Below are 25,371 nucleotides of genomic sequence, written 5' to 3' on the forward strand. Positions count from 1 at the left end.
GGACGTGCTTTGAATTATCTGCCAATATTCCTGAATTTCTGTGTATATGCTTTAGCGTCCTGCGCAGTACGTACCCGGTTTCTGCTCCATTCCAGCAGAATACGGTCAATGTATCGGAAGTGCACCTTCCCCGCAAACACAGCCTCTTTCAGAGCCAACAGAATGAGCTCATCAGGATAGCGGTCCTGATCTACCCAACCGGAGATCGTTTCCAGCTCCATTGGGGATAGCGGCCTGCCGAATTCTTTTTCAAAAATGCTAAAAAGATTTCGCTCTTCCTCCACTGGAGTAGTCTTGGAAGGAGCAGGTTTGTTGAAACGGAAGGTGTCCAAGCTCGCTGAGCTATTTCCTTTACGGGAATTGTCGGCAGCTTTCGCTCCTTCTGACTCCCCTTTGCACTCTTCGGCAAGGTAATGACCGAGCTTCGCGTATAAACCACTCAGGTTATAACGTTCGTATTGTATTCCCCGTTCTTCGTCGACATGCTCATCTATACCGAGCAGTCCTTCTTTCATCAGCTTCTGCAAGATCATGGCTATCATTTCAGTTGTAGCCCCTGTCACCTGCTGCAGCTCTTCAAGAGAAGGGAAACCTTTGTGCTCCACCTGCTGGAATCCGAGCAAATGGATCAGCAGCATGCATTCACTGCTGTTCAAGCCGATCGTACGGTAATATCGAAGTAGTGCATAAGGGATTACAGTCATCCCCTGGTTCATACCTGCAGATGCACCGGCTGCCCAGGACACAAAATCTCCGGTACCGTTCGCTTGATTCATCGGTTTTCTCACCACTTACGGATACAACCGGTACAATGTACGAGGGAATGGAATGGTTTCACGTACATGATCCAGACCGCAGATCCAAGCCACCGTACGCTCCAGTCCAAGACCAAAGCCAGAATGAGGAACCGTTCCGTATTTACGGAGATCCATGTACCATTGATACGTATCCATGGACAGACTATGCTCTTTAAAGCGTTCTTCCAGAAGCTGTGGATCATCGATACGCTGCGAGCCACCAATAATCTCACCATAGCCTTCAGGTGCGATCATGTCAGCACATAGAACCACATCCGGACGATTCGGATCCGGCTTCATGTAAAATGCCTTAATGCTGGCAGGATAATGTGTAATAAACACAGGTTTTTCGTATTTCTCTGCGATGGCCGTCTCATGTGGTGCACCAAAATCTTCGCCCCAAGGGATATCATGGCCCTCGGATTGCAAGAATTCAATCGCCTCATCATACGTAATGCGTGGGAACGGCGCCTGAATAGCCTCCAGCTTGGAAATATCGCGTCCCACCGCTTCCAGCTCCTGACGGCAGTTCTTCACGACAGATTGCACTACATGGCTAATGAACTGCTCTTGAACACGAAGACTCTCCTCGTGATCCGTAAACGCCATTTCCGGCTCAATCATCCAGAACTCGATCAGGTGACGACGGGTTTTGGATTTTTCTGCACGGAAGGTCGGTCCAAAAGAGTAAACCTTACCGAGCGCCATAGCAGCAGCCTCCATGTAAAGCTGTCCGCTTTGGGTCAGGTAGGCGTCCTCCTCGAAATATTTCGTATGGAAAAGGTTTGTTGTCCCTTCCGCAGACGTCGGTGTCAGAATCGGCGGATCAACCAGTGTGAATCCGTTCATGTCGAAGAAATCCTGAATCGCCCGGATAATTTCCGCACGAATGACCATAATAGCACGCTGTTTCTGCGTACGTAGCCATAAATGGCGGTGATCCATCAAATAATCGACACCATGCTCTTTCGGTGTAATCGGATAATTTTCAGTCAGATGGATGATTTCAACACCTGTAACCGTCATTTCATAACCGGATTGGCTACGGGGCTCTTCACGGATAATACCCGTTACATACAAAGAACTTTCTTGCGTCAGACTCTTTGCATCATCCCATACCTGCTCCGGTACTTCGCTTTTTACCACGACGCCCTGAATATAGCCTGTCCCGTCGCGAAGCTGAAGAAACTGAATTTTCCCGCTAGAACGTTTGTTGTTAATCCAGCCGCCAATGGTTACCGTCTCCCCGACGTGCTGGCTGACTTGACGAATCACACATTTCGTGGTCATGCATTAATCTCTCCCTTAGCTACTCTTTACTGTTTGCCGCTTGTACGATGCGGTGAGTATCCCGTGCAATTACTAATTCCTCGTTGGTTGGGATAACGAGTACTTCCACTTTAGAATTTTTCGTGGAAATACGGCGCGGATCTCCAGAACGCACCTTGTTTAATTCCTCATCCAGCTCCACACCGAGGAAAGTCAGCTGTTCCAATACTTTTTGGCGCAGCACTGCAGAATTTTCACCCACACCGGCAGTAAACACAATGACGTCCACTCCGTTCATGGCTGCCGCGTAAGAACCAATATACTTGCGCACACGGTATTCATACATCTCAAAAGCGAGTGTAGAGTTCGGCTCGCCTTTTTCCATGCCTTCCGTAATTTCCCGCATGTCGCTGCTAATGCCGGAAATTGCAAGCAGTCCACTGTGCTTATTCAGCATCGAATTCACTTCATTGACTGTCAGTTCTTCCTTATTCATCACATAAGGCACGATAGCAGGGTCCAAGTCACCACTACGCGTACCCATCATCAATCCTTCAAGCGGTGTCATCCCCATCGATGTATCCAAGGATTCGCCGTTCTGAACTGCAGTGATGGAAGCACCGTTACCAATATGGCAAGTGATGATTTTCATATCTTCAATCGGAGTGTTCAGGAACTCGGCAGCCGCATGGCTCACGTACTCATGGGACGTTCCGTGAGCGCCATAACGGCGAACTTTATATTTATTATAAAGTACTCTTGGAATAGGGTACAGATAAGATTTTTCGGGCATGGTCTGATGGAATGCTGTATCAAATACGACAACTTGCGGAACACCTGGCATATTCGATTCAGCCGCTTTGATCCCCATCATGGATGCAGGGTTATGAAGTGGTGCAAGATCGAACAAGCGGCGAATTTCCGCCTTAGCCGGACCGTCAACTAGTGCCGACTCCTTGAAGATTTCACCACCGTGTACAACGCGATGGCCTACAGCCTGAATTTCGTCAATCGATGTAACAACACCGTGCTCCTTATGAGTCAGCATACCAAGCACTTTCCGGATTGCCGTTGTGTGCTCCAGAATTTCACTCACTTCCGTCACTTCCTGCTTGCCAGTCGGTTTGTGAGTCAGTATGGAGGAATCCATACCAATACGTTCTACAAGACCTTTTGCCAAAACGGATTCATCCGTCATGTTATATAACTGATATTTAAGCGAGGAACTGCCCGCGTTGATTACGAGAATATTCATATCCGGTCACCATCCTTGTCGTACTTGAAAAAGCCTTCTTCCGTCTTCACGCCGAGATGACCGGCACGAACCATCTTTTTAAGCACGATGGATGGACGGTATTTAAGCTCGCCAAATTCACGGAACATACGCTCCAAAGCTGCCAATACAGAATCAAGTCCGAAACGGTCAGCCATTTCAAGCGGGCCATACTGGAAGCTGTATCCGATTCTCATTGCATCGTCGATATCCTCTGCGGAAGCAACACCCTCTTGAAGGAGGTGCAGCGCTTCGTTGATCATAAGACAAATCATACGACTTGATACAAAACCTGGAGATTCGTAAACCATGATTCCTTTTTTATCCGAAATTTCCTCTACAAAACGCTTTGTCTCATTGAATGTGTTGTCAGAAGTTTTCAGACCACGGATAATTTCTACCAGATCAACTTTTGAAACTGGATGAATAAAGTGCATACCAATAACCCGCTCAGGGTACATCGTGGAACTTGCAAGCTCCGTCAAGCTAAGCGAGGAGGTGTTACTTGCTAATATAATATTGCTAGGACATACTTGGTCAAGCTGCGCGAACACCTGCTTCTTGGCTTCCAAGTCCTCCGTAATTGTCTCTATCACCATATCGCAGGCACTTAGTTCAGCAAAATGAGTTACTTTTTGAATACGGCCTAGAATAAGTTTCTTCTCCGCTTTCGTAATCCCCCATCTCTCGAGCTGCTTGTCGAGACTTGTCTCAATCATTCCGTATGAATATTCCAGTTTCTCGGGGGTTTTCTCTACCAGCATAACGTCGAGTCCTTTGGCTGCCAGCATTTCGGCAATGCCTTGTCCCATCGTCCCGCCGCCAACGACGCCGATTTTTTTGAAGTACATAGTTGTGCTCCACCCTTTCCTTATCTCTATACTCTATTGTACCCGTCTTTGTTGAAAAATACATTTAGAAAGGCACAAAGTATAATAATATCTTAGCACGACGAAAAAGTAAAAAAAAATAACCAGCATAACAATTTATGCTGGTAAAAGGGTATTTTCACGAAATTGACATCTGAATTGCTCGCCTGATAGTATTTCCTCTCTCATCAGGATATCAAGAGAGTTATCGAATATAGCACGACTTTGTTCTAACAGATGTTTCGTTCGGTTCATTAAGTCTTCCAAAATCAGATTATTCTCTCTCATCAGCTCTTCAGTGGTAACCATATTCATGTTAATAATACCCAAAGATGTCAATCCTGACTTCATCATCGTCTCAACAATATTGAGAGACTGCTCAAAGTCATTACTGGAGCCTGTACTGCGTCCGCCGTAATAAATTTCTTCGGCCGCTGCTCCTCCAAGAGCAATCATGATCTGCTCTTCTAGGAACGATTTGGTGTACAGATATTGCTCCTGCTGAGGGTTGTGGCGGACATAACCGAGCGCTTTCCCCCGCGGACTGAGAGCAACCTGCTTCACACTTCCAGGACGAACACGCTCAGCCATAATGGCATGTCCAAGCTCGTGAATCGCCACTCTCTTTTTCTCCTCGATGTTGGACTCACGGTCAGAACGCTCACCCATCATTACTTTATCGATTGCCATAGACAAGTGCCGCTGAGAGATTAATTCCTCATTTTCACGCATGGTGTAAATGGCAGCTTCATTCATGACACTTTCAAGCTGGGCACCTGAAAAACCGTATGCTTCCTCCGCAATTTTCTCCAAATCAACGTCCGCATCTAGTGGTTTATTACCCGCATGCAGATTTAAGATGTGTGCACGTCCTTTTTTGTCCGGAAGATCGACTTGAATATGGCGGTCAAACCGTCCAGGGCGAAGAAGCGCGCTATCAAGCATCTCTTTCCGGTTCGTTGCTGCGATAACGAGAATACGCGGTGCATCCGTTGTAAAGATACCGTCCATTTCAGTTAACAATTGGTTCAGTGTCTGATCATACTCCCGCTGCTGCCCGCCTTCACGCTTGCCGCCGATCACATCAATCTCATCGATAAAAATAATCGCGCTCTGCTTGTTTTCCTTGGCTGCACGGGTGCGAGCCTCTTTAAACAGGTCCCTGATACGGCCAGCACCGACACCTACATACATTTCAACAAATTCACTGCCCGATGCAGCAGCAAATACCGAGTTTGTGTAATGTGCTGCCGCTTTAGCCATCAGTGTCTTACCTGTCCCCGGAGGCCCTGTCAGCAAAATGCCTTTCAATGGGCGAATTCCGAATTTTTTGATCTCTTCATGACGAATTAGAAAATCAAGCGCCTCACGCAGCTCCTGCTTCGCGTTATCTTGCCCTCCGATTTCTTCAAAGGTCAGCTTTGCCATACTGCCCTTTTTCCGTTTGCGTTCACTACCTGCACCTACAGCTATTCCGCCCTTCATCTTGGCAATAAAGAAAAGAGATCCTACAAGCATAGCTGCAATGAGGATTGGAACAACATTCATACCAATGAATGCAAGGAATACGAACAGCACAGGGATGAAGCCAATCAATACTTCCTTGGACCACTTAGGCATGGTTCCACACCTCCATTTTGCCGGGTTGGCGTGGCAAAATTATGAACTTGCCTGACTTGCCGTCGGATAAACTTACATATACGTTCTGGTCATCAATTTGAGCATTTGCTTTCAAATTAGGTGAGTTTTTTGCCAGTTCATCCAAAGATATCTGTATATCGGTGTACTGCTTGTTATCCATCGCTTGGGCTACTGACAGCATAGCCTTCTCCCACCATTGGTCCAGCTGCTCGGACGAGTGATCTTCCACCTCAAGCTTCAATGTGCGTTTACCGACAACCGACTTGCCTTCCTTGTTTATATGTTCGACTAGACCCCGTAAATTCGTTTCGGGTGCTAAATCAAGCTTAAAAGTGACTGTATCCTGTGTAATATCTATTTGAGAGTTTTTCACTCCATCATACTGTGATACCACATTGGCCAGTGGATTCTGAAGAGCCATTTGTCGATACAGAAACCAACCGCCAAAAAGCACCGATGCCGATATTACGACCGTCAGAACGATAGGAACAATGCGTAATTTCAATGAAGTTTCCTCCTTGTTATATGATGTGTATAATTCGTATATCATATTTGATATAACAATTATGCGTATAGTAACACTACTTTCAACCTGCCTGTGGAATACAAATAAGAGTATATCACATCTTATATACCTTTTTCATTTAAGTCTGTGAAAATATTTAAAACTATTTTATCCAAATTTTACGTAAACGCTTACATAAAATCTTGTTATTTAACACTCCGCCTTTTGATGGAGTGTTAAATTTTGCTATTGATTTGGTAGAATAATGTCTTCACCGATCTGATTTCCATCCTGAAACCGATAAAACCTATATTTCGTCTCATTGTTCAGCTGGTATAACAGTTGCCATGCGTATTCTCCTTCATACATACCTAGAACAAGCCTTTCAATTACCGAACCAGGCAGGTCATTCTTAATCTGATTACGCATTTGAGCTTCCGACATTCCACCGCTCAGAGGTTCGCTGTGTACAGCTTTGGCTCCATCCAGTGGTTTTTTCTCTTCCGTAAACTTCACCCATACGACGATATCCTGGTTTTCCGTATCCTTACCGGTAACAACCCAGTAAATGCTCTCTTTATCCCATACCGATTTATAAGTTTTGTCTTTCTTCATCAAACCGCCATATTGCTGAGCCGCCTTGATAGCCGCGTTCTCTTCCGACCATTTACCAGACATTACATTTGAATAATAAATCTGAATAGACAGCAATATGAGCAGAAAACCGGAAATGCCAAGAAGTATCCACTTCGTTTTTTTCTTCAATCTGCGTTCCTCGCTCCCTTGTTATTCCCTAGAGGGTCAACAGCCGCTCGAACGCACTTTGGGCTTCACGGCGAATCTTTTCTTCATCCAATGTAAGGCAAACTCCGTTTTTGACGACCTGTTTACCATCTACCCAGACATGCTCCACGTCCTTGGCACTAGCTGAATAAACCGCATGCGAGATAAAGTCCGTATGAGGCAGAAAATGTGCCTGATCGGTATTTAACGCGATAAAGTCCGCTTTCATGCCGGGAGCCAACGTCCCAACACCGTCTAAGAATAATGATTTCGCTCCGTATTCTGTTCCCATACGCAGTGCTTCCACAGCAGGAACTGCTGTCGGATCACCACTAACACCCTTATGAATAAGAGCAGCCAGTCTCATTTCCTCAAACATATCCAAATTGTTGTTGCTCGCAGGACCATCCGTTCCCAGTGATACGGTAATTCCCGCTTTAAGCAGCTCCGGTACCCGGGCGACACCGCTTGCCAGCTTCAGGTTGCTTCCCGGATTGTGGGATATCGCTACCTTATGAGCCGCCAAAATCTCAATCTCTTCATCCGTTAAATGAACTGCATGCGCAACAAGCGCCGGACGTGAGAAGACGCCGAGCTTTTGAAGATGGGCTACTGGCCGTACCCCATAATCCCGAACATTCTGCTCGACTTCAGTAACTGTTTCCGACATATGGGTGTGAATCGGCAAGTCCAGATCGTGAGCAATCTGCACAAATTTTTCGATGTAATCCGGAGGACATGTGTAAGGCGCATGCGGCGAAATCATCGTCGTGATACGTCCATCAGCTTTACCGTGCCAGTCCTTAGCAAATGCTGTAGCCTCCCCCAGCTTGTGATTCTGAACATCTGGAGGACACAAACCGATTACACCGCGAGTAAGTACACCACGCATACCGGATTGCTCAGTTACGACTGCTACCTGATCCATATGATCATACATATCAAGGAAGGTCGTTGTACCGCCTTTCAGCATTTCGATCACAGACAGCGAGGTACCCCAATATACATCATCAGCCGTAAACTTCGCTTCCATCGGCCACATTTTCTCCTGAAGCCATACCTGAAGAGCCAGATCATCCCCGTATCCACGAAGAAGCGACATCGCCGTATGACCATGCGTATTCATTAGACCAGGCATGAAAAACAGATATGTGCCGTCGATAATCTCCGTATCTTCCTCAACCTTCGGCTGTTCTTCACCGATATAGGTAATGAGATCGTCTTCGATGACCATATATCCGCGCAGAACCGGCTTTTCATTCTGAAGTACAGCAAAGGTACCGTTTTTAATCATCCATTTACGCTTCGTCATGATCGCCATCTTCCTTTCCGTTATCTAAATAATAAGCCAGACTCTGCAAATCCGTCGTGAAATCAGCTGTATGAATCCGGATGTGCGGAGGAGCTTTCAAGATCGTTGGCGCAAAATTCAGAATCGCTTCAATACCGGATGAGATCAGTTTATCCGCTACATCTTGTGCTTCGACATCAGGAACGGTAATAATCCCGATCCGGATTCCGAACTCCTTAATAGTTGCCGTCAATTCTTCCATCGACTGAACGACTAAATTGTTGATTTTAGTGCCGACTTTTGGAGTATAAGCATCGAATATAGCTACAATCTTCATATTGTCTTTCAAAAAAGCGTTGTAGTTGGACAGAGCGTGTCCAAGATTACCAGCACCCACCAACACTACATTAATCTGCTGGTCCAGCTTAAGAATATGACGGATTTTCTCGATCAAATATGAGACGTCATAACCAATCCCTTTTCTGCCAAAATCGCCAAAATAGGCAAGATCCTTGCGGATTTGCGCCGGGTTTAGGTCGAGCTTCTGTCCAAGCTCCTGTGAGGACACCGTTGCAACCTCACGAAGATGAAGTTCGTTCAGGTAGCGCAAATATACGGGCAGTCTGCGAACCACGGCCTCCGAAATTTTATCCGATTTCATGCATGCTCCCCCTAATCATAAACTCAAAGTAATTATTTTCAATTCTTATTGTATTGCCTCGTCCCCATGAAGCCATTCCGCAATGCGGGGAACCATCTGCTCAGTCCGCATATGTTCCATTTTCGGGCCAGGCAGTGAATATAAAAAGTATTTTCCATAATAAGATTCAATCACACGGGTATCATAAACAATTACAATACCTTTGTCTTGAGCTGTTCGCACAAGACGCCCGAAACCCTGCTTAAAGCGAATAACCGCCTGAGGTACGGATAGTTTCATGAACGGATTTTTCTTTTGCTGCTGCAGTAGCTCGCTCTTCGCTTCAACAAGGGGATGGTTCGGCGGTTGAAACGGTAGCCTTACGATAGCCAGGCATGTCAACGCCTCACCCGGAATATCGACCCCTTCCCAGAATGAGCTTGTCCCAAGCAGCACCGATGCGCCGCTGTCCTGAAACCTTCGGATCAGCTTGGTTCGGCTTGATCCATCCATCCCTTGTCCGAGTACGGATATATCACTGGATGACAGAACTTCCTTAAGCGGATCATACACCTGGCGCAGCATACGGTACGAGGTAAACAATACCAGCATCCGTCCATGAGTCGCCTTAGCGGCATCTGCAAGTGATTGAACGAGTGTACTCACAAAGTTCTGATCCCCCACGGACCCCTTAACACTTGGGAAATCCCTTGGAATTAATAACAGTGCCTGCTCACGGTAATTAAACGGTGACGGAAGCTGCACGGTATTCAGCTGTCCCTGATCTGAAGCATCCTGCAGCCCAAGATTATCGATCATATACTGAAACGATTTATCTACAGATAGAGTTGCAGAAGTGAGGATGATACTACTTTTTTTATCGAAGAACAGCTCTTTCAACTGCGCGCTCACATCAACTGGCACGGCAAACATCTGCAGCGATTTACTACGGAAATTACCGTTCGCCTCCATCCAATAGACCACGCCTTCATCGTTCAGAGTCATGAAAAATTTCAGATTCTCCCGGTGCGCAGCCAAGTCCTTAAAGAGGCCATTAATATCGGTAATCAAACTGTCTGCACCATAATCATTCAGTTCTTCCCGAACCTCAGATGTTAGCATGTCTCCTTTGCGAACGACGTCTCCCAAGGTGACGTGAATCTGATTCTCTAACTCCGTCAAGCTTTCCCAGTCTTTTGGCTTCTTGGTTGGTGACAGTCGGAGTGTAAATTGTCCTGCATCCCCCGCAGAAGCATCTCCGCGTTCAGGAAGAAGTCCGAACAGAAGGTCGTTAAGCCGGTCCCAGCTCTCCTTGACAGTAATTAGATCAGGGTATAGCCGATCAATGACGCCCGTCCATTCCCCCGCCTTTTCGTGCGCCGACGTTTGAAGCAGTTGACGGAGTGCTGGCAACTGTCCATTGCGGCTATCCTTATAGAGACGTGTAAGGGTGTGTACCACCGTAAAATATTTCATATGGAGCCCGAGATGTTTACCCGCCACATCTTCCAAGTGATGAGCCTCGTCAATGACCAACCGCTCATACGACGGCAGTAGCTGATGATTTGCTTTTACATCGGTAAACAATTTGGAATGGTTCGTAATAACCACATCCGCAATACCCGCTTCATGCTTCGCACGGTGGTAGAAACACTTTCGGAACCATGGGCAAGCCCGTCCCAAACAAGAATCAGAATCGCTAGATACACTTTCCCAGAAGTCCCCACCACGACCACCAAGGTTCAGTTCCTCATCATCTCCGGTTTCAGTCTGGGTCAGCCATATGATCATTTGGGCTGCAATGATAATATCCTCTTTAGGTGTGTTGAAATCTCTTCTATTTATTTTATGTTCAAATTTTCTCAAACACAAATAATGCTGTCTCCCTTTGAAGACGGCGGCTTTAAATGGAAACGGGACTACCTTGGTGAGTAGCGGGATATCCCGTTCACGAAGCTGTTCCTGAAGGTTGATTGTATGCGTGCTAACCATTACCTTCTGCTCCTGTTTTACACTTTGGTATATGGAAGGAAGCAAATATCCAAGTGATTTCCCCGTACCGGTTCCAGCCTCAATCAGGAGATGCTTATCATCATCTAGTGCCTTCATGACTTCCTCAAACATAATGTCCTGAGCGTCCCGACTTTCATATTGAGGAAGTGTCTCACGTAAATTATTACGTACCTGGTTCATATACTGCTCAAAGGATAGCTCGGCTAGCGGATTATCCTCTTCCTCATCTCGCGCAGGTGCCATATCGGTCCAGTCCTCGATCGCCAGAGCAAATTGACGGAAATACGTGTAGTTGTCTGGATCCTGAATGGCCTGATTTTCCTTATCAGCCCGCATTCCATCGAAGAACCAGCTCAAATCACTGTCCTCATCCGCAAAAAGGTCGCTCAAACGCTGTATCGTAAGCAGTGGAAGCTGATCAAGCTCTTCCAGACATTTCAGAAGCACATAGGCGGTAGCAAGCGCATCGCTGTCCGCTTGGTGCGGACGGTCATGCTCTAAGCCGAAATAAGACGACACCATCCCCAGCTGATACGATGTCAGTGATGGAAAGCATATTTTCAAAAAATGTATCGTATCGAGTATCCGCCCGCTGAAAGGTAAATAACCACAACGGTCGAGTGCATTTTGCAAAAAATTAAAATCAAAGGCTACATTATGCCCCACAAGTACAACATCGTCGAGCATAGGTACCAGTTCCATCATCATCTCCTCAAGGGAAGGTGCAACAGCTACATCTTGATCCGAAATACCTGTCAAACCTGTAATAAACGGTGGAATCGGAATCCCGGGATTGACATAAGAGCCGTACACTCGGGAAATGCTGCGATCTTCATCGATGATGGCCAGCCCCACTTGAATGATTTCATCGGCTGACTGGTTGCCCGTAGTTTCAAAATCCAATACGGCAAATTTCATGTTCGTATAAATCCCTTTCATTCCAGTCTAAATAACAGCATAACAGATGTAACGCTGTTTGAACATTATGGACATAAAAAAGACGATGCCACAGACTCGGCGCTTCGAGCGGGCATCGCTTCTACAGACTGTTATTCATAACAATGAAATCAATTGACTTCCATACTGCAGTTCCCCGCGATTCTTGTGGCAAACCTCCAGATTAATCAGCGGATCCGGAAGAGTCGGGTCACTCTGTATCGCAAGCGTGAAATAATCCCGAGCTTGGTCTGTCCGTCCGTTAATCACCTGTATGCAGCCTAGAGCGTTATAAATCATGGCCTGCAATCTCTTGTCGTCCGCCAGCGGCAAAATCGACAGCAGATAACCTGAAGCCTCCACCGTCTCACCCAAATGCAGATGAGCCATGGCCGTATAGAGCCGAATCAGCAAGCTCTCCGGATATATGGCAGCAGCAGCCAAAAATTGGGCTAGAGCAGGTCTGAACATAAGGAGTTTGTAGTATCCTTGGCCGCGTATGAAAGCATCCAGCTGCATTTCCGGTGATTCGGTCGGCGGAAAAACCGGTGATGAAACTGCACTCTCACGGAAAATAGCCATCTTCTCTTCAAACCGAAGCCATTCATCAATGATACCTTCGCTCATACTCTTCAACATATTCCAGTTATGAATCAGCGCCTGTTTCTTGGGACCGTGTGCGGAAGGGTAATGCTTCACAATTTCATCTAACATGTCGTTCATTTCGTCGAATACATGTTGAAACATGGAGTGCATCCCACCCTTAGTGAAAAAATGAGATCAGTGCGTCGACCTGAGTTCATTTTTTGTTAAAGCTGATGTTTTCATTCCCGAAACAAGCGTTACATTTTGGAGTGAACATCTTTACCGAATCGTTGCATGAATCTCACGGTGCTCGGTTATAATCGGCTTGTTGCAGCCGTCTACAATAACAACTGTCGGTTTATGGTTCTCATATTCCTCTTTAGACATCATCGCATAAGAAATAATAATGACATTGTCACCTGGTTGAACCAGACGGGCAGCCGCACCGTTTAGGCAGATCACACCACTTCCGCGTTGGCCTGTAATAACATACGTTTCAAGACGCGCACCATTATTATTGTTCACAATCTGTACTTTTTCATTCTCAAGCAGATCAGCGGCTTCCATTAAATCCTCGTCAATGGTAATGCTGCCAACATAATTAAGATTAGCTTCAGTTACCGTCGCACGGTGAATTTTAGATTTCATCATTGTTCTAAACATGAGGATTACCCTCTTTCGTTTGGAATAGTGCATTATCGATTAAGCGTGTCTTGCCAAAACGAACAGCAAGCGCCAGTATACAGTCATTACCTGTTTCAGCAAGCCTTACCTCATTATCAATCGGCATCAGTTCAGGAAATGTAAGCACCTCAGCATAATCGATCTTCGCCATCGGCGCACCGGAAATAACTTCCGTAAGCAATCTGCGTACCTCACCAGCAGTAGCTGTGACTCCGTTCTTCAGTTGTTCCAAAGCCATATTCAGTGATCTGGATAAAACCAGCGCCTGTTCCCTTTCTTCTGCATTTAGATACACGTTGCGGGAACTGAGAGCGAGGCCATCCTCCTCCCGAACTATCGGACACGGTACGATGGTGACGTCCATATTCAAGTCACGGACCATCTGTTCAAGCACTGCAACCTGCTGTGCATCCTTCATCCCGAAAAAGGAAAAATCAGGTTTCACGATATTAAATAGCTTATTCACAACGGTTGTAACACCATCAAAATGTCCAGGGCGAGATGCCCCGCACAAGAGAGAAGTTAGTTCAGATACCGCCACTTTCGTTTTTGTCGGCTGAGGGTACATTTCTTGTACCTCAGGAATAAAGACGATATCTACCCCTTTAGATTCCGCGACAGCGAGATCTCTCTTCTCATCTCTCGGGTACGTTTCAAAGTCTTCCCCCGGCCCGAACTGAATTGGGTTAACAAAAATACTCAGCACAACGGTACCCGTCATTTCACGAGCCCGCTGCATCAGACTGCCATGGCCCTCGTGAAGAAATCCCATGGTCGGAACAAGCCCCACCGGGCCTGAAACCGTGCTGCGGCGATGTCCAATTTCTGCACGCAGCTCCTCAATCGTCCGAATTACTTTCATCTTGAACTCACCTTTTCTTTTTCGTTTCCATAAAGGGATGAGGAGGGCTTATGCGTGCCCTGAGCTGAAAAAACATGCTCCTCAGCAGGAAAAGAGCGCTCCTTCACTTCCTTTACATATTGAGAAATGCCTTCACGAATCAGTGTGCCGACATCTGCATATGTTTTGACAAATCTTTTTTCTCTATAGGAAGAAGTATATTTAAGCACATCATGGTATACAAGCACCTGACCATCACAATAACGCCCTGCTCCGATACCTATAGTTGGAATGGATAACGCCTTACTAATATCAGCAGTCGCTTCTTCAGTTACCAACTCGAGCACTATGGCAAAAGCTCCAGCAGCTTCCAGCGCCTTGGCATCATTCATCAGTCGTTCGGCATCAGCAGTGTCCTTGCCCTGAACCCGGTACCCCCCGATTTGATTTACTGACTGCGGGGTAAGTCCAATATGTCCTAGAACAGGTACACCGGCCTGTACGATCCGTTTGACAGTATCAGCAATCTCGGCACCGCCTTCCATCTTAACCGCATGGGCGTGGCCCTCTTGCATTAATCGGCGAACATTTCGAAGTGTCTCGTCCAGACTGCCATGGTAGGTCATAAACGGCAGATCCGCAACGATAAACGTATGTTCTGCTCCGCGTGCAACCGCACGAGTATGATAGACCATATCATCGATCGTAACGGGAATGGTTGAGTTAAATCCCAAGACGACATTGCCTAAGGAATCACCGACCAAAATCATATCAACTCCAGCTTCTTCAGCGAGCTGAGCGGAAGGGTAATCGTATGCGGTTAGCATACTGATTGGTACACCTTCACTTTTCATTTTTTTCATTTTAACAATGTTTAATGGTTGTTTGCCTGGCATGTGACACAAGCCCCTTTCACTTAATGTATAAAACGACAAAAAAACCTTTTAGCAAAAATACGCTAAAAAGTCCGAAAGGCAAAAAAGAGTCACTCGCGATCGTCCCTTCTGTCTCGGTCCTTTCGGCTCAGAGCAGAATCCAACGTAACCGGCAAAAGCAGTTATGAAGGTGTTCCTTAAAGTTCAATTCTGTCCCCAGAGTGCAGTTCTTCCATAAGAAGATACCGCCTCTGAACACAGTATAACAAATCTTTTTATTTTTTTCACCTTGTTTCATCGCGAGTAACTAAGCACAATTTTCTTACGTACGATTTACCGTTGCAGTGTAATATCACCTGAAAAAACAGGAATAAGCTCTCCATCCCCATTTCTTACGAGCAAAGCTCCAGAAGGATGTAAACCGACAGCCGTTCCATTCATTACGCCCCTTGGAGATTGGACGCTGACTTCACGGTTCATCGTAACCGAAGATGCTTCCCACAGCGATGCGATGGGCTCAAAGCCTTGCTCGTTATATAATCCGTATAGAGACTCCATTTCATTCAGAATCGAACAGATCAATTCATTTCGGTTAATATTGTGACCACAAACCATACGAAGCGACGTCGCAATCGTCTTCAACTCATCCGGGTAATCCTCTTCCTTGAGATTTACGCTGATGCCAATTCCTGCAATACAGTATCTGACAACGTCATCCTCGGTGGCGGACTCCAGCAGAATTCCGCATATCTTCTTGCCGTCAATGAGCAGGTCATTCGGCCACTTGATCCCTGCTTCCACACCGGTTGTCTTCTGGATCGCTCTACGGACAGCAACACCCGCCAGTAGCGTCAATTGCTGCGTCAGATGGAGCGGCTGTGTCGGACGCAAGATTAAGCTCATCCATATTCCTTTACCGAATGGTGAATAAAACTTTTTCCCCATACGTCCTCGTCCACCGGTCTGTTCTTCAGCAATGACCAGCGTTCCCTCAGGTGCACCCTCTTCGGCCAATTGGCGCGCATCCTCTTGAGTAGACATACTTGACCGAAGAACTTCGATTTGTTGACCAAATGAACGGTTGCTTAAACATGCTGACAACACAGCCGGATCAAGTGGTTCTGGCTTCTCTGTCATTCGATATCCCAGACGCGGCAACGCCTCAAATTCATAACCAGCACTTCGGAGCTTATTAATCTGTTTCCACACAGCTGTCCGGCTGATGTTTAAGCGCCTGCTGATTTCCTCACCGGATAGAAACTGTCCGGGCTGCTCCAGAAATATATCAAGCAGCGTCAACGTCTCATTCTTCTTCATGGTTCATCACCCGCTTTGCCTCTTCAATCAAATTGTCTTTGTCATTGGGAAGAAAACCGGCAGCTGTCTTTACAAGCAGCTGCTGCAACACCATCCCCATCCATGGACCACCGCGACGCTCTAATGCTTGGAGAAGCTCACTACCCGTCACTTGCAGATCCTTTAGGCTTCTAACATTCATCACATTCAGCCAATGGCGGGCTTGTTCAACAGATACATCTGCGTTGATCTGTTGCCCGGCACTTTGTACAGCCGCCTGCATACAGAGCCACTGCTCGGCGATTTCCACACCAAGTTCGAGTACCAGATTTATCCATAACAGGCGGTCCGAATCTGGTTCACCTCTGAAATCATTAACCCAGCGTTCCTGAAAATTAACCAATCCAACAATCGTTTCCCTCCGTCTATTAGAAAAGGTCCATTCTCGCAACAGCTTGTCCGCCTCACTAGCCAAGATTCCGCAACCGTGAATAAGCAGCGCCCAGCGAATATCCAGGTGGGAAGATTGAACTTCAGGGATGGCATCTATTATACTCGGGTCATGCTTTTCAAAAGGAAAAGGAACCTTCATTGAAGTATATAGGCCGCTTTGTTTGATCAGTTCCAATCCCCTTAAAGGGTCCGGCCCTGACATCATTTTATCCAGCTCGCTGCGGATTCGTTCCATTGCGATCCATGATAATGTTTCCCGGTCTGCCAAGATTCCCTTCCAAGTATCCTTCGCTATGGAGAAACCAAAAACAGACGCAAAACGGATACAGCGAATCATCCGCAAAGCATCTTCACGAAAACGAACTCTCGCGTCGCCGACACAGCGGATCATCCGCAGATCAATATCTTTTCTTCCGCCAAACGGATCAACCCATATCCCGTCGATTCCAAGAGCCATCGCATTCATGGTAAAATCTCGCCGCCTTAAATCCTCCTCTACCTCACTTACAAAAACAACCTGGGTAGGTCGGCGATGGTCTTCATAACCGCTTTCAATACGATAGGTTGTCACCTCGAAGGACTGTCCCTTCTCAATAACGGTAACCGTTCCGTGTTTTATTCCGGTAGGCACTACCCGGGGGAATAGCGCACTTGTCGTCTCGGGGAGAGCGGAGGTTGTAATATCCATGTCGCTTACCTTCCGACCCATATACTCATCCCGAACACAGCCTCCGACCCAATACGCCTTATATCCATGATCATTTAGCGTACGAATCACTTTAGCACTACCGACTGCCATGTCGGAGTCGGCATACTGCCACACAATACTTTGGTGCTGTTCAGCCATCAATCTCCCGTTCCTTCTATCCGAAAAACGGACGTGAGGCGAGCCTATCCGCAAACCGGATTCAGCTCACTTACCTCCCGCCCCAATACTCGGTAATAAATTTCTTCATATTTACTGCGAATCCGTTCGTTACAGAAGAGCGTCCTTGATCTGTGAAGACATGCTTCCTTCAGGTTGGCGTTCAGCTTATCATCCTTAAAAATATCGATGACGTACTCAGCCATCTGCCCACTGTCGCCAATAGGTGCGAGGAAACCTGTTTCCCCATGGGTAACGAGCTCCGGAATACCACCGGCAATGGAACCAACGGTAGGGACTCCGCAAGCCATCGCCTCTAGAGCCACAAGCCCGAAGCTTTCCTTCTCCGAAGGAAGCAGAAGGACATCAGCCATTGAGATCACATGCGCAATTTCATCCTGCTTTCCAAGGAAATGAACCCTTTCGCTGAGTCCCAACTCATTGATGCGGCATTGGATCTTCGGAAGCTCAGGCCCTTCACCTACAAGCAGCAGCTTGGAAGGGACATGGCTGTTCACCTGAGCGAAAATATCAACAACATCGCCTACCCGTTTGACCGGCCGGAAATTAGATATATGCATGATGATCCGTTCATCGGGATCCGCAAAATCACGCCGAAGTGAAGCGGAATCCCTCGGATAATAAACACGGTGGTCTACGAAATTATAAGTTAAATCGATATCACGGCTGATATCGAGCACTTCCCGTGTTTCCCGGATCAGATCCTGTGATACAGCTGTCACAGCATCACTTTCGTTAATTGCAAGCCTGATCAAATCTTTCAAAGATTCATCCTGTGCCAGTACGGTAATATCCGTACCATGCAAGGTGGTCACCACTTTCAATTGATCTCCTACCATTTGTTTCGCCAGAAAGGCACACACGGCATGAGGAACCGCATAATGGACATGCAGGACGTCCAGTTGCTGCATCTTGGCAACCTGAGCCATTTTAGTAGCGAGTGAAAGATCATACGGCGGATATCGGAACACATAATAATCGTTTACTTCGACTTCATGATAATAAATGTTTTTATGAAAGCTTCCTAAGCGAAATGGAATACTATGTGCTATAAAATGCACCTGGTGGCCTTGTTCAGCAAGCAGCTTTCCGAGTTCGGTAGCGACTACGCCCGAGCCGCCCAGAGAGGGATAGCAGGTAATGCCTATTTTTAGCGGATGCTGTTTTTTCATATAAGGCCTCCTTACGATTGCTTATGTCTAATATTATGCCTCTTTAGAGATAAATAGATGAACCATGTACGGAGTTTTAGTCGCAAACCCTTCCGCATAGGAAATGAGCTTGCGCTGACCAAGCAGCGAATCCCTGGCACGCACACGTTCGATGTACCCTTCTGTTAACGGAGTTGAGACTGAATTATGGTCAGTTTTTACAAATTGAGACCGATAACAGGAAAGCGCCTCTTCCTTCTTCTCATAGTTAGCTGAAACATCAACCACGAGATCTGTTTGTCCAAGATCATTAATAAAATAATAATAGAGCTCGTCCACTTTTACCGCTGGTTGATCCGGCATATAGCGTCGAAGTTTCGCATTAAAGACAGCTTCCTCGACCAGCTTGCTGCAGGCAATATGATCAGGATGGCGGTCTTCCCAATATGGAGCGAACACGATAGATGGAGAATACTTTCGTATCTCTTCCGTTATTTTCTCAATATTTTCCGGTGTCACAAACAACCCCCGGTCAGGTAGACCCAGATTACTGCGAACCGACAGCCCTAGAACCTGAGCGGCTTTATCGGCTTCCTGCTTTCTCAGCTCAACCGTGCCGTTGGACGACATTTCTGCTGCGGTCAGATCACATATCCCCACCGAAGCGCCTGCTGAAGTATGCTTATATATTGTGCCTGCCATGCCGATCTCAGCATCATCCGCATGTGCACCAAAGATTAATATATCAAGCTTCTGGCTCATAGATCCGTACCAGGTTTATATTTATCAACAAGTTCTCTCCAGCCCAAGTCACCTCTGTCGAGCGCTTTAACCAAAATTTCAGCTGTAGCAATGTTTGTTGCAAGTGGTATCCCTTGAACATCACAAAGACGGAGAAGTGCGTTAATATCCGGCTCGTGAGGCTGAGCCATCAACGGGTCACGTAGAAAAATGATAAGATCCATTTCATTTTGAGCAACAAGCGCACCGATCTGCTGGTCTCCCCCAAGCGGACCAGACATAAAACGGTGAATATGTAGATCAGTCTGATCCATGATCCGGGTTCCTGTCGTTCCAGTTGAGTAAAGATCATATCCCTCAAAAACCTGCTCATAAGCAATTACAAAGTTAACCATCTCTTCTTTCTTGCGGTCATGTGCTATAAATGCAATTTTCATCATGTCGTCTCCTCTTTCTCTCTAGTCGATGAAGTGATCGAAGCCGTAAATCATACCTGTATAACCCATTACTTTTTCGACTGCCATTTTCACACCAGGCATATACGCAGCCCGCTCATGGGAGTCGTGTCGAATCTTTAAACTTTGCCCATAACCGCCAAAGATAACTTCCTGCTGTGCAAATACCCCCGGAAGACGAACGCTGTGAATCCGGAATCCGTTATAGTAAGCGCCCCGGGCTCCTTCAATCAGCTCTTCTTCCTTCGGATTCCCTTGGCGAAGCTCTTCACGGTTGGCAGCAATCATTTCGGCTGTCTTAATCGCCGTCCCCGATGGAGCGTCCAGTTTCTGCTCTCCATGTGTCTCGATAATTTCTACATGAGGCAAGTACTTCGCGGCCTGTGCAGCAAATTTCATCATTAAGATCGCGCCGATCGAAAAGTTAGGGGCAATCAGGCCGCCAATAGCGCGCATCTGACACTGCTTGTCCAACTCTTCGATTTGTTCGAGAGTGAAGCCTGTTGTTCCGATGACTGGACGAACCCCATGTTTAACGGCTAATGAAGTATTCGTGTATGCCGATTGCGGCGTTGTAAAATCAACCATCACGTCAGGCTTGTGTTCAACGAGTGCCATTTCGAGATCTGAAGTTACCGTTATTCCACAAGCCGGAAGTGATACAAGCGTACCTGCATCGATACCACTATCCTGGAGACCTACGGCAGCCACCAGTTCCAGATCAGGATCCTCCAATACCAACTTCACTACTTCTTTGCCCATGCGGCCACCTGCTCCAACGACCGCAACTCGAATAGCTTTCGACATTTCAACATTCCTCCACTCTCATTCTGTTGCTTCATCCAGCATGTATGATTTCAACCGCTTTTTCAATTCCTCCATTATATGTTGAAGTCCGCTCTCCTGAGGATATAAGCCGATAACCTCCTTTAAAGTGGCTATCGCCAGCGGATGCTCGTTTAATTCACTGTAAACCAGCGCGAGCCATACGTAAGCTTCCGGATATAATGGGTCCAGGGCTATGGCAGATTTCAAAAGCGATACTGCCTGATATAATTCAGCAGGTACAACGCCAGTCTTTCCCTCAACCATCTTCTTGGCTTGTTGTACGAGCTGCAAAGCCTTTACATGCTGCAAATGCAGATGATATTCCGGTTTCTCAGGCAGAAGACGCACGGCTTCCTCCGCATGAAGGATCGCTTGTTCCAACCTGCCGCTGCGGCCATACGTGATGGAGCAGCGGTAATGCACCTCTGCATCTCCCGGACTAGCAGCTATTGCCGCCTCAAACCAACGAAGCGCTTCTTCAAAATCATTTTGCAAAATGCAATGATATGCTTTTTGTATATTATCGTTTGGTTTCACTGGCTGTCCCTCCCCCGCAGCGGGTTTTGGTACAGCATATGTATTTACAGCCTATTCCGTGTTTACTTTCGTCCAACGATCTGCATCTCTTGTGTTGAATTTAAGCATGACCTTATCATGAGCTTCCGCCAGATCAATCCCCAGCGAATTAGCGAAACATATAGCAATAAACAATATATCCCCAAGCTCCATCTCAATGGAATTATCGGCTTCATCCGGCTTCTTGGGCTTCTCTCCGAACTGGTGGTTTACTTCTCGGGCTAGCTCACCCACCTCCTCCGACATCCGCGCCATCATGGACAACGGGCTGAAATAACCTTCTTTAAATTGCGATATGTAACGGTCGACTTCACGTTGCATTTCGGCCATTGATTTTTCCATAATTGGCACTCCTTCCCTTGTACAGTCTACCGATTATTTCTTTAAAAATTAACCGGTAACGTTTTACAACTATGTTATCGTAAAGCCGATTTGAAAACAAATATTTTTTATTACCTATAAAAAAAGGTATATACTTCGCAAAAGAACCGAACCTTATGGTCAGAGAACTATTTTGATATAACAGTGAGGGATATCATGAAAACATCCAAACTGATAAACCAACTTAAAACGGTCATCCCCATCATCATCGGCACGGCTATTTATGCCTTCGGATTGCTTTACTTCATTATTCCGAACCAGCTGATGGAAGGCGGCGTTACTGGTATTACGGTGCTGCTTAATTATGCATTTAATATTTCTCCGTCTTTGTCGACCTTAATAATCAATATTCCATTGTTTTTAATTGGATTAAAAATATTAGGTGGTCGCCAATCGATCTATACGGGCATTGGAATCGGATCTTTAACCTTATTTCTGTGGCTCCTTGAGAAACTTATTGAACAGGGCTGGATTATTCCGTTCCAGACTGAGCATGATTACATCCTCGCCTCACTGTACGCAGGGGTAACCTTGGGAGCAGGTTTAGGCATCGTATTCCGATTCGGAGGGACGACCGGTGGTTCGGATATCATCGCACGAATATTCAACCGCAAACTCGGTTACAGCATGGGTCAGGTAATTTTGGCGCTGGACATCATTATTCTCGGTCTATCGTTGCTGTTTATCCCTCTTGAGAAAATATTGTACACGCTTGTCGCTGTATTCATCGCTTCCAAGGTCATTGATTTCGTTCAAGAAGGTGCGTATGCTGCCAAAGCGTTTACCATTATAAGCGACATGGCACCCGAAATGGCTGATCGCATCACCGTGGAGCTTGAACGCGGCGTTACGCTGATACCTGCAATCGGCGTCTATTCCAAACAGGCAAAACATATGATCTACTGCGTCGTCTCAAGGCAGGAAATACGCCGATTGAGCGAAATAGCAAAATCCGTGGATCCACGCGCTTTCATCATTATTAATGATGTCAGCGATGTTCACGGAGAAGGATTCAAAGAAGAATAGCCCGGTTTCCCGGGCTATTCCTTATAATTTTTTGGGGAACAACGGATGATATCCGTTCTTCTGTCCTCTGTACTTACGATAAGCAGCAAAGGTCAGTGCTGAAAGAATAAAAGCAGCAACGAGCAGTTGTCCGAACCAAGGCCCCTGTACTTCACCCAATTGTGCCAGTGCCGGCTCGTCTTTTTTCTTACCGAACAGCATATTTACGACCACTTCGCCTTGAGGTATGATCCTTCTTACCTCCGCTGAATCTGCTGTGGATACCACCCCTCCGGCATGGGACAACCACGATTCAATCATCGATACTTCCTCCGGTTTGCGCTGAATAACGAGCGAAGGACGAATCAACTCATAATGATCCTGCAGGCTGGCATATGCTTTTTTGATCCCCTCACGGTCCAACTTGGCAGCACTCTGCTCCATCATCTGAAGATCTTCACGGATGACCTTATAATATTGAAGCCAAATGCCATCTTTGGGATGCGTGAGACTATCGACTGCAAGCCGAAGCTTGCCGGCAGACATCATCCACTGCTTCGGCTCCAGCTTCGCCATGGCCGTTGTCTCTTTCATTTCCACAATACTTTCCGCAAGTACATGAATCCCTTCTATACTTACCAATCCCTGAAATGAAGAGGACTCGAACAAGCTCTGCACACGCCTCAAGGACTCGTTAGTACCTTGCAAATTCCCTTCTTCCACTAGCCTGTATAACGTCTCCACCTCACGGTTTAACGCCTTCGCTTGAATGGAAGCAGCCGGAGAGGTTTTGCCTTGGGTTTGATCCGGACTTCCCCAAGCTGTTGTTCCATAACATAATCCGAACAATAAGAAGAAAGCGGACACACCCGCTGACCATTGAAATAATCTCCGCAACATGGGACATCCCTCCTACCCATAATGTATGGCAGAAGGGATGACCATAGAACAACTTGTCTAACCTAGAGGTTTGACAAGAGATCGTTTGACAGCAATCCACGCCAGAAACCCACTAAATAAGGTCAATCCATACGTAAAGCCTTCAACCGCCCCCAGGTGGTCGTAGAGTGGACCCGGAAGATACGGAAATACACCATACGTATAATCAACGGTATCATTCAGTAGCGTCCATGCAATCGCTACCGTTAAAGCTGTCCAGCGGATATGGAACAACTTCACAAAGATCAGTGCTTCAACAGCCATGGCGGTATGTGAAGCAACAAGCATCCAGTCCTGCCATACTAATTCACTTCCTTGCGATGCCCCTGCAAAAATCATGGCAACGGCCCATATTCCGTATTTCACCGATGTAACGACAGCCAATGCTTCAATCAGTTGTTGAAAGAACATTCCCGCTAACTGTTTGGGAGGATATAGCAGCATAATCAATGCAAGACTGAAAAACAGACTCGCTGTCGGGCTGTCAGGCACGAAGACGAGCTGCCACCAAGGATGCTCCATGGCTGTGTTATAGAGCTGTCCCCCATACCAGATATAACCGTAAAACGTTCCCAAAGCGTTGCTGATCAATAAAATCCATAAGATAAGTCTCTTCGATAAAAACTCTCGACTCCACAAATATGTAACAGACAACCTGCGCCCTCCTATTCAGTTTGTTCTATAATAAGATGAGTTAAAGATTTTCAATCTCTTCATCAAAAAACCTGACCGTAGGTTACGATCAGGTTTCATTCATTATTTTACTCTGCAGTTTTCTGGCTGGCAAGCCACTCGGCCAATTGATCGAGTTCTTGCTCAGTAACGTCGGCAGCAATTGCCTTGTCATGCATTGGAGGCATGCCACCTTTACCGTTCTTGATAATACCGGCGATCGCCTCTTTATCAAGAGTATCACCTACACCACGTAGTGCAGGTGCATTGCCTTGACCTTTCATATCAGCAGCGTGACATGTGATACACGTTGCTTTCTTGTAAGTTTCCATAGCCGGATTATCCTTGTCCACGATAGCAACCTCTTGGGATTCAGGCTGCTTCGCATTGGATGTAGGAAGTCCCTGTGCATGCTTCTCTTTTGCTTCCTCTTCACGCTGAATATGTTCCGGTTTTTGTCCGGCAGCTTCCAGCTCGTGCGTGTAATGTGTCCATGCCGTGTTGGTCAGGTAAATAATCGCGAGGATCGAAAGGAACATCAAAGACGACGTGATCGGACGTCTGTAAAAGCGGCGTTCTTTTCCTGTATCCAGGAAAGGTACCAGCAGGAGAGCTCCAAAGGCTACTCCGGTAACACCCAGTGTACCGAGAACCACATAATCACCGGATGCATACGGAAGCTTCAGGTACTCATACAAGAACAGGAAGTACCAGTCCGGCATCGGGATAACGGATGCGCTCGGATCAGCCGGATAGCCAAGTGGCGCAGGCTCCGATATGGTCAGCACTAGAAATCCTACCAGAACTACGACCCCTACCATCCATTCTTTCAAAAGGAAGTTCGGAATGAACGCTTCCGACTTTCCCGGATATGCCGTATAGTCGGGCGGTATGATAAAACCGTTACCTTTGCGCACTCGAGAATCGCCTACATATACTACTTTTTCATCAGATTTGTGACCGTGTGCCATAATTATGCCTCCCTT

Annotated in this window: 26 protein-coding genes; 1 reads left to right on the top strand and 25 read right to left on the bottom strand. The window is 46.6% G+C overall.

The genetic code is table 11. The features are described 5' to 3' along the window. Positions 1-14: 14 nt before the first annotated feature. From AC2TF5_RS17330 to AC2TF5_RS17435, 22 genes are all read right to left on the bottom strand, one after another. A complete protein-coding gene (locus AC2TF5_RS17330) occupies positions 15-776 on the bottom strand; it encodes a DnaD domain-containing protein (protein ID WP_491298374.1) in 762 nt (253 codons plus the stop codon). Between the two features lie 15 nt (positions 777-791). After that, a complete protein-coding gene (gene asnS / locus AC2TF5_RS17335) occupies positions 792-2,087 on the bottom strand; it encodes an asparagine--tRNA ligase (protein WP_491298375.1) in 1,296 nt (431 codons plus the stop codon). Between the two features lie 19 nt (positions 2,088-2,106). Further along, positions 2,107-3,321, bottom strand: a complete 1,215-nt coding sequence (locus AC2TF5_RS17340; RefSeq protein ID WP_491298377.1) for an acetate/propionate family kinase — start codon at positions 3,319-3,321, stop codon at positions 2,107-2,109. Then, the gene (locus tag AC2TF5_RS17345) at positions 3,318-4,190 is read right to left on the bottom strand and encodes a 3-hydroxyacyl-CoA dehydrogenase family protein (protein ID WP_208914507.1); all 873 of its coding nucleotides are present in this window, start codon (positions 4,188-4,190) and stop codon (positions 3,318-3,320) included. Before AC2TF5_RS17345 ends, AC2TF5_RS17340 begins: the two co-directional genes overlap by 4 nt. Before the next feature lie 135 nt (positions 4,191-4,325). Beyond that, complete coding sequence (locus tag AC2TF5_RS17350; protein ID WP_491298379.1) at positions 4,326-5,828, bottom strand: AAA family ATPase; 1,503 nt, start codon at positions 5,826-5,828, stop codon at positions 4,326-4,328. Continuing rightward, complete coding sequence (locus tag AC2TF5_RS17355) at positions 5,821-6,354, bottom strand: hypothetical protein (protein ID WP_491298381.1); 534 nt, start codon at positions 6,352-6,354, stop codon at positions 5,821-5,823. The genes AC2TF5_RS17350 and AC2TF5_RS17355 overlap by 8 nt, the downstream gene beginning before the upstream one ends. Before the next feature lie 246 nt (positions 6,355-6,600). Continuing rightward, a complete protein-coding gene (locus AC2TF5_RS17360; protein WP_491298382.1) occupies positions 6,601-7,119 on the bottom strand; it encodes a cell wall elongation regulator TseB-like domain-containing protein in 519 nt (172 codons plus the stop codon). 28 nt (positions 7,120-7,147) lie between these two features. Continuing rightward, entirely contained in the window at positions 7,148-8,449 is a 1,302-nt protein-coding gene (locus tag AC2TF5_RS17365; RefSeq protein WP_491298384.1) for an amidohydrolase, read from the bottom strand. Next, complete coding sequence (locus tag AC2TF5_RS17370) at positions 8,436-9,089, bottom strand: redox-sensing transcriptional repressor Rex (RefSeq protein ID WP_491298385.1); 654 nt, start codon at positions 9,087-9,089, stop codon at positions 8,436-8,438. Before AC2TF5_RS17370 ends, AC2TF5_RS17365 begins: the two co-directional genes overlap by 14 nt. 45 nt (positions 9,090-9,134) lie before the next feature. Beyond that, positions 9,135-11,999, bottom strand: a complete 2,865-nt coding sequence (gene dinG / locus AC2TF5_RS17375; protein WP_491298386.1) for an ATP-dependent DNA helicase DinG — start codon at positions 11,997-11,999, stop codon at positions 9,135-9,137. Between the two features lie 135 nt (positions 12,000-12,134). Then, positions 12,135-12,764, bottom strand: coding sequence for a tetratricopeptide repeat protein (locus AC2TF5_RS17380; RefSeq protein ID WP_491298388.1), 630 nt, complete (start codon positions 12,762-12,764; stop codon positions 12,135-12,137). Between the two features lie 117 nt (positions 12,765-12,881). Beyond that, complete coding sequence (gene panD / locus AC2TF5_RS17385; protein ID WP_491298389.1) at positions 12,882-13,265, bottom strand: aspartate 1-decarboxylase; 384 nt, start codon at positions 13,263-13,265, stop codon at positions 12,882-12,884. Then, on the bottom strand, positions 13,258-14,148 hold the full coding sequence (gene panC / locus AC2TF5_RS17390; RefSeq protein ID WP_491298390.1) for a pantoate--beta-alanine ligase: 891 nt from the start codon (positions 14,146-14,148) through the stop codon (positions 13,258-13,260). The genes panD and panC overlap by 8 nt, the downstream gene beginning before the upstream one ends. Continuing rightward, a complete protein-coding gene (panB, locus tag AC2TF5_RS17395) occupies positions 14,145-15,023 on the bottom strand; it encodes a 3-methyl-2-oxobutanoate hydroxymethyltransferase (RefSeq protein ID WP_491298391.1) in 879 nt (292 codons plus the stop codon). Before panB ends, panC begins: the two co-directional genes overlap by 4 nt. 312 nt (positions 15,024-15,335) lie before the next feature. Further along, positions 15,336-16,319: a biotin--[acetyl-CoA-carboxylase] ligase gene (locus AC2TF5_RS17400; protein ID WP_491298393.1), complete on the bottom strand. Its 984-nt coding sequence runs from the start codon at positions 16,317-16,319 to the stop codon at positions 15,336-15,338. Further along, complete coding sequence (locus AC2TF5_RS17405) at positions 16,306-17,598, bottom strand: CCA tRNA nucleotidyltransferase (RefSeq protein ID WP_491298394.1); 1,293 nt, start codon at positions 17,596-17,598, stop codon at positions 16,306-16,308. Before AC2TF5_RS17405 ends, AC2TF5_RS17400 begins: the two co-directional genes overlap by 14 nt. A gap of 44 nt (positions 17,599-17,642) precedes the next feature. Beyond that, positions 17,643-18,809 carry an N-acetyl-alpha-D-glucosaminyl L-malate synthase BshA gene (gene bshA, locus AC2TF5_RS17410; RefSeq protein ID WP_491298396.1) on the bottom strand — a complete coding sequence of 389 codons (1,167 nt, stop codon included), beginning with the start codon at positions 18,807-18,809 and terminating at the stop codon, positions 17,643-17,645. 33 nt (positions 18,810-18,842) lie between these two features. Further along, a complete protein-coding gene (bshB1, locus tag AC2TF5_RS17415; RefSeq protein ID WP_491298398.1) occupies positions 18,843-19,550 on the bottom strand; it encodes a bacillithiol biosynthesis deacetylase BshB1 in 708 nt (235 codons plus the stop codon). Further along, entirely contained in the window at positions 19,547-19,969 is a 423-nt protein-coding gene (gene mgsA / locus AC2TF5_RS17420; protein ID WP_491298399.1) for a methylglyoxal synthase, read from the bottom strand. Before mgsA ends, bshB1 begins: the two co-directional genes overlap by 4 nt. Positions 19,970-19,987: 18 nt before the next feature. After that, complete coding sequence (gene dapB, locus AC2TF5_RS17425) at positions 19,988-20,791, bottom strand: 4-hydroxy-tetrahydrodipicolinate reductase (protein WP_491298400.1); 804 nt, start codon at positions 20,789-20,791, stop codon at positions 19,988-19,990. An 18-nt stretch (positions 20,792-20,809) separates the two neighbouring features. Then, a complete protein-coding gene (locus AC2TF5_RS17430) occupies positions 20,810-21,349 on the bottom strand; it encodes a tetratricopeptide repeat protein (protein ID WP_491298402.1) in 540 nt (179 codons plus the stop codon). Between the two features lie 51 nt (positions 21,350-21,400). Beyond that, a complete protein-coding gene (locus tag AC2TF5_RS17435; RefSeq protein WP_491298404.1) occupies positions 21,401-21,730 on the bottom strand; it encodes a nucleotide pyrophosphohydrolase in 330 nt (109 codons plus the stop codon). A 195-nt stretch (positions 21,731-21,925) separates the two neighbouring features. Here AC2TF5_RS17435 and AC2TF5_RS17440 point away from each other — a divergent pair, with 195 nt between their 5' ends. Then, the gene (locus AC2TF5_RS17440; RefSeq protein WP_491298406.1) at positions 21,926-22,795 is read left to right on the top strand and encodes a YitT family protein; all 870 of its coding nucleotides are present in this window, start codon (positions 21,926-21,928) and stop codon (positions 22,793-22,795) included. 21 nt (positions 22,796-22,816) lie between these two features. Here AC2TF5_RS17440 and AC2TF5_RS17445 read toward each other — a convergent pair whose 3' ends face one another. The 3 genes from AC2TF5_RS17445 to AC2TF5_RS17455 form a co-directional block, all read right to left on the bottom strand. Continuing rightward, positions 22,817-23,674, bottom strand: a complete 858-nt coding sequence (locus AC2TF5_RS17445) for a sporulation protein YpjB (protein ID WP_491298407.1) — start codon at positions 23,672-23,674, stop codon at positions 22,817-22,819. Between the two features lie 57 nt (positions 23,675-23,731). Beyond that, on the bottom strand, positions 23,732-24,367 hold the full coding sequence (locus AC2TF5_RS17450; RefSeq protein WP_491298409.1) for a DUF1405 domain-containing protein: 636 nt from the start codon (positions 24,365-24,367) through the stop codon (positions 23,732-23,734). Positions 24,368-24,474: 107 nt separating this feature from the next. Continuing rightward, on the bottom strand, positions 24,475-25,356 hold the full coding sequence (locus AC2TF5_RS17455; protein ID WP_491298410.1) for a c-type cytochrome: 882 nt from the start codon (positions 25,354-25,356) through the stop codon (positions 24,475-24,477). Positions 25,357-25,371: the final 15 nt, after the last annotated feature.

It is taken from the genome of Paenibacillus sp. JNUCC 34 (genome assembly GCF_058269055.1).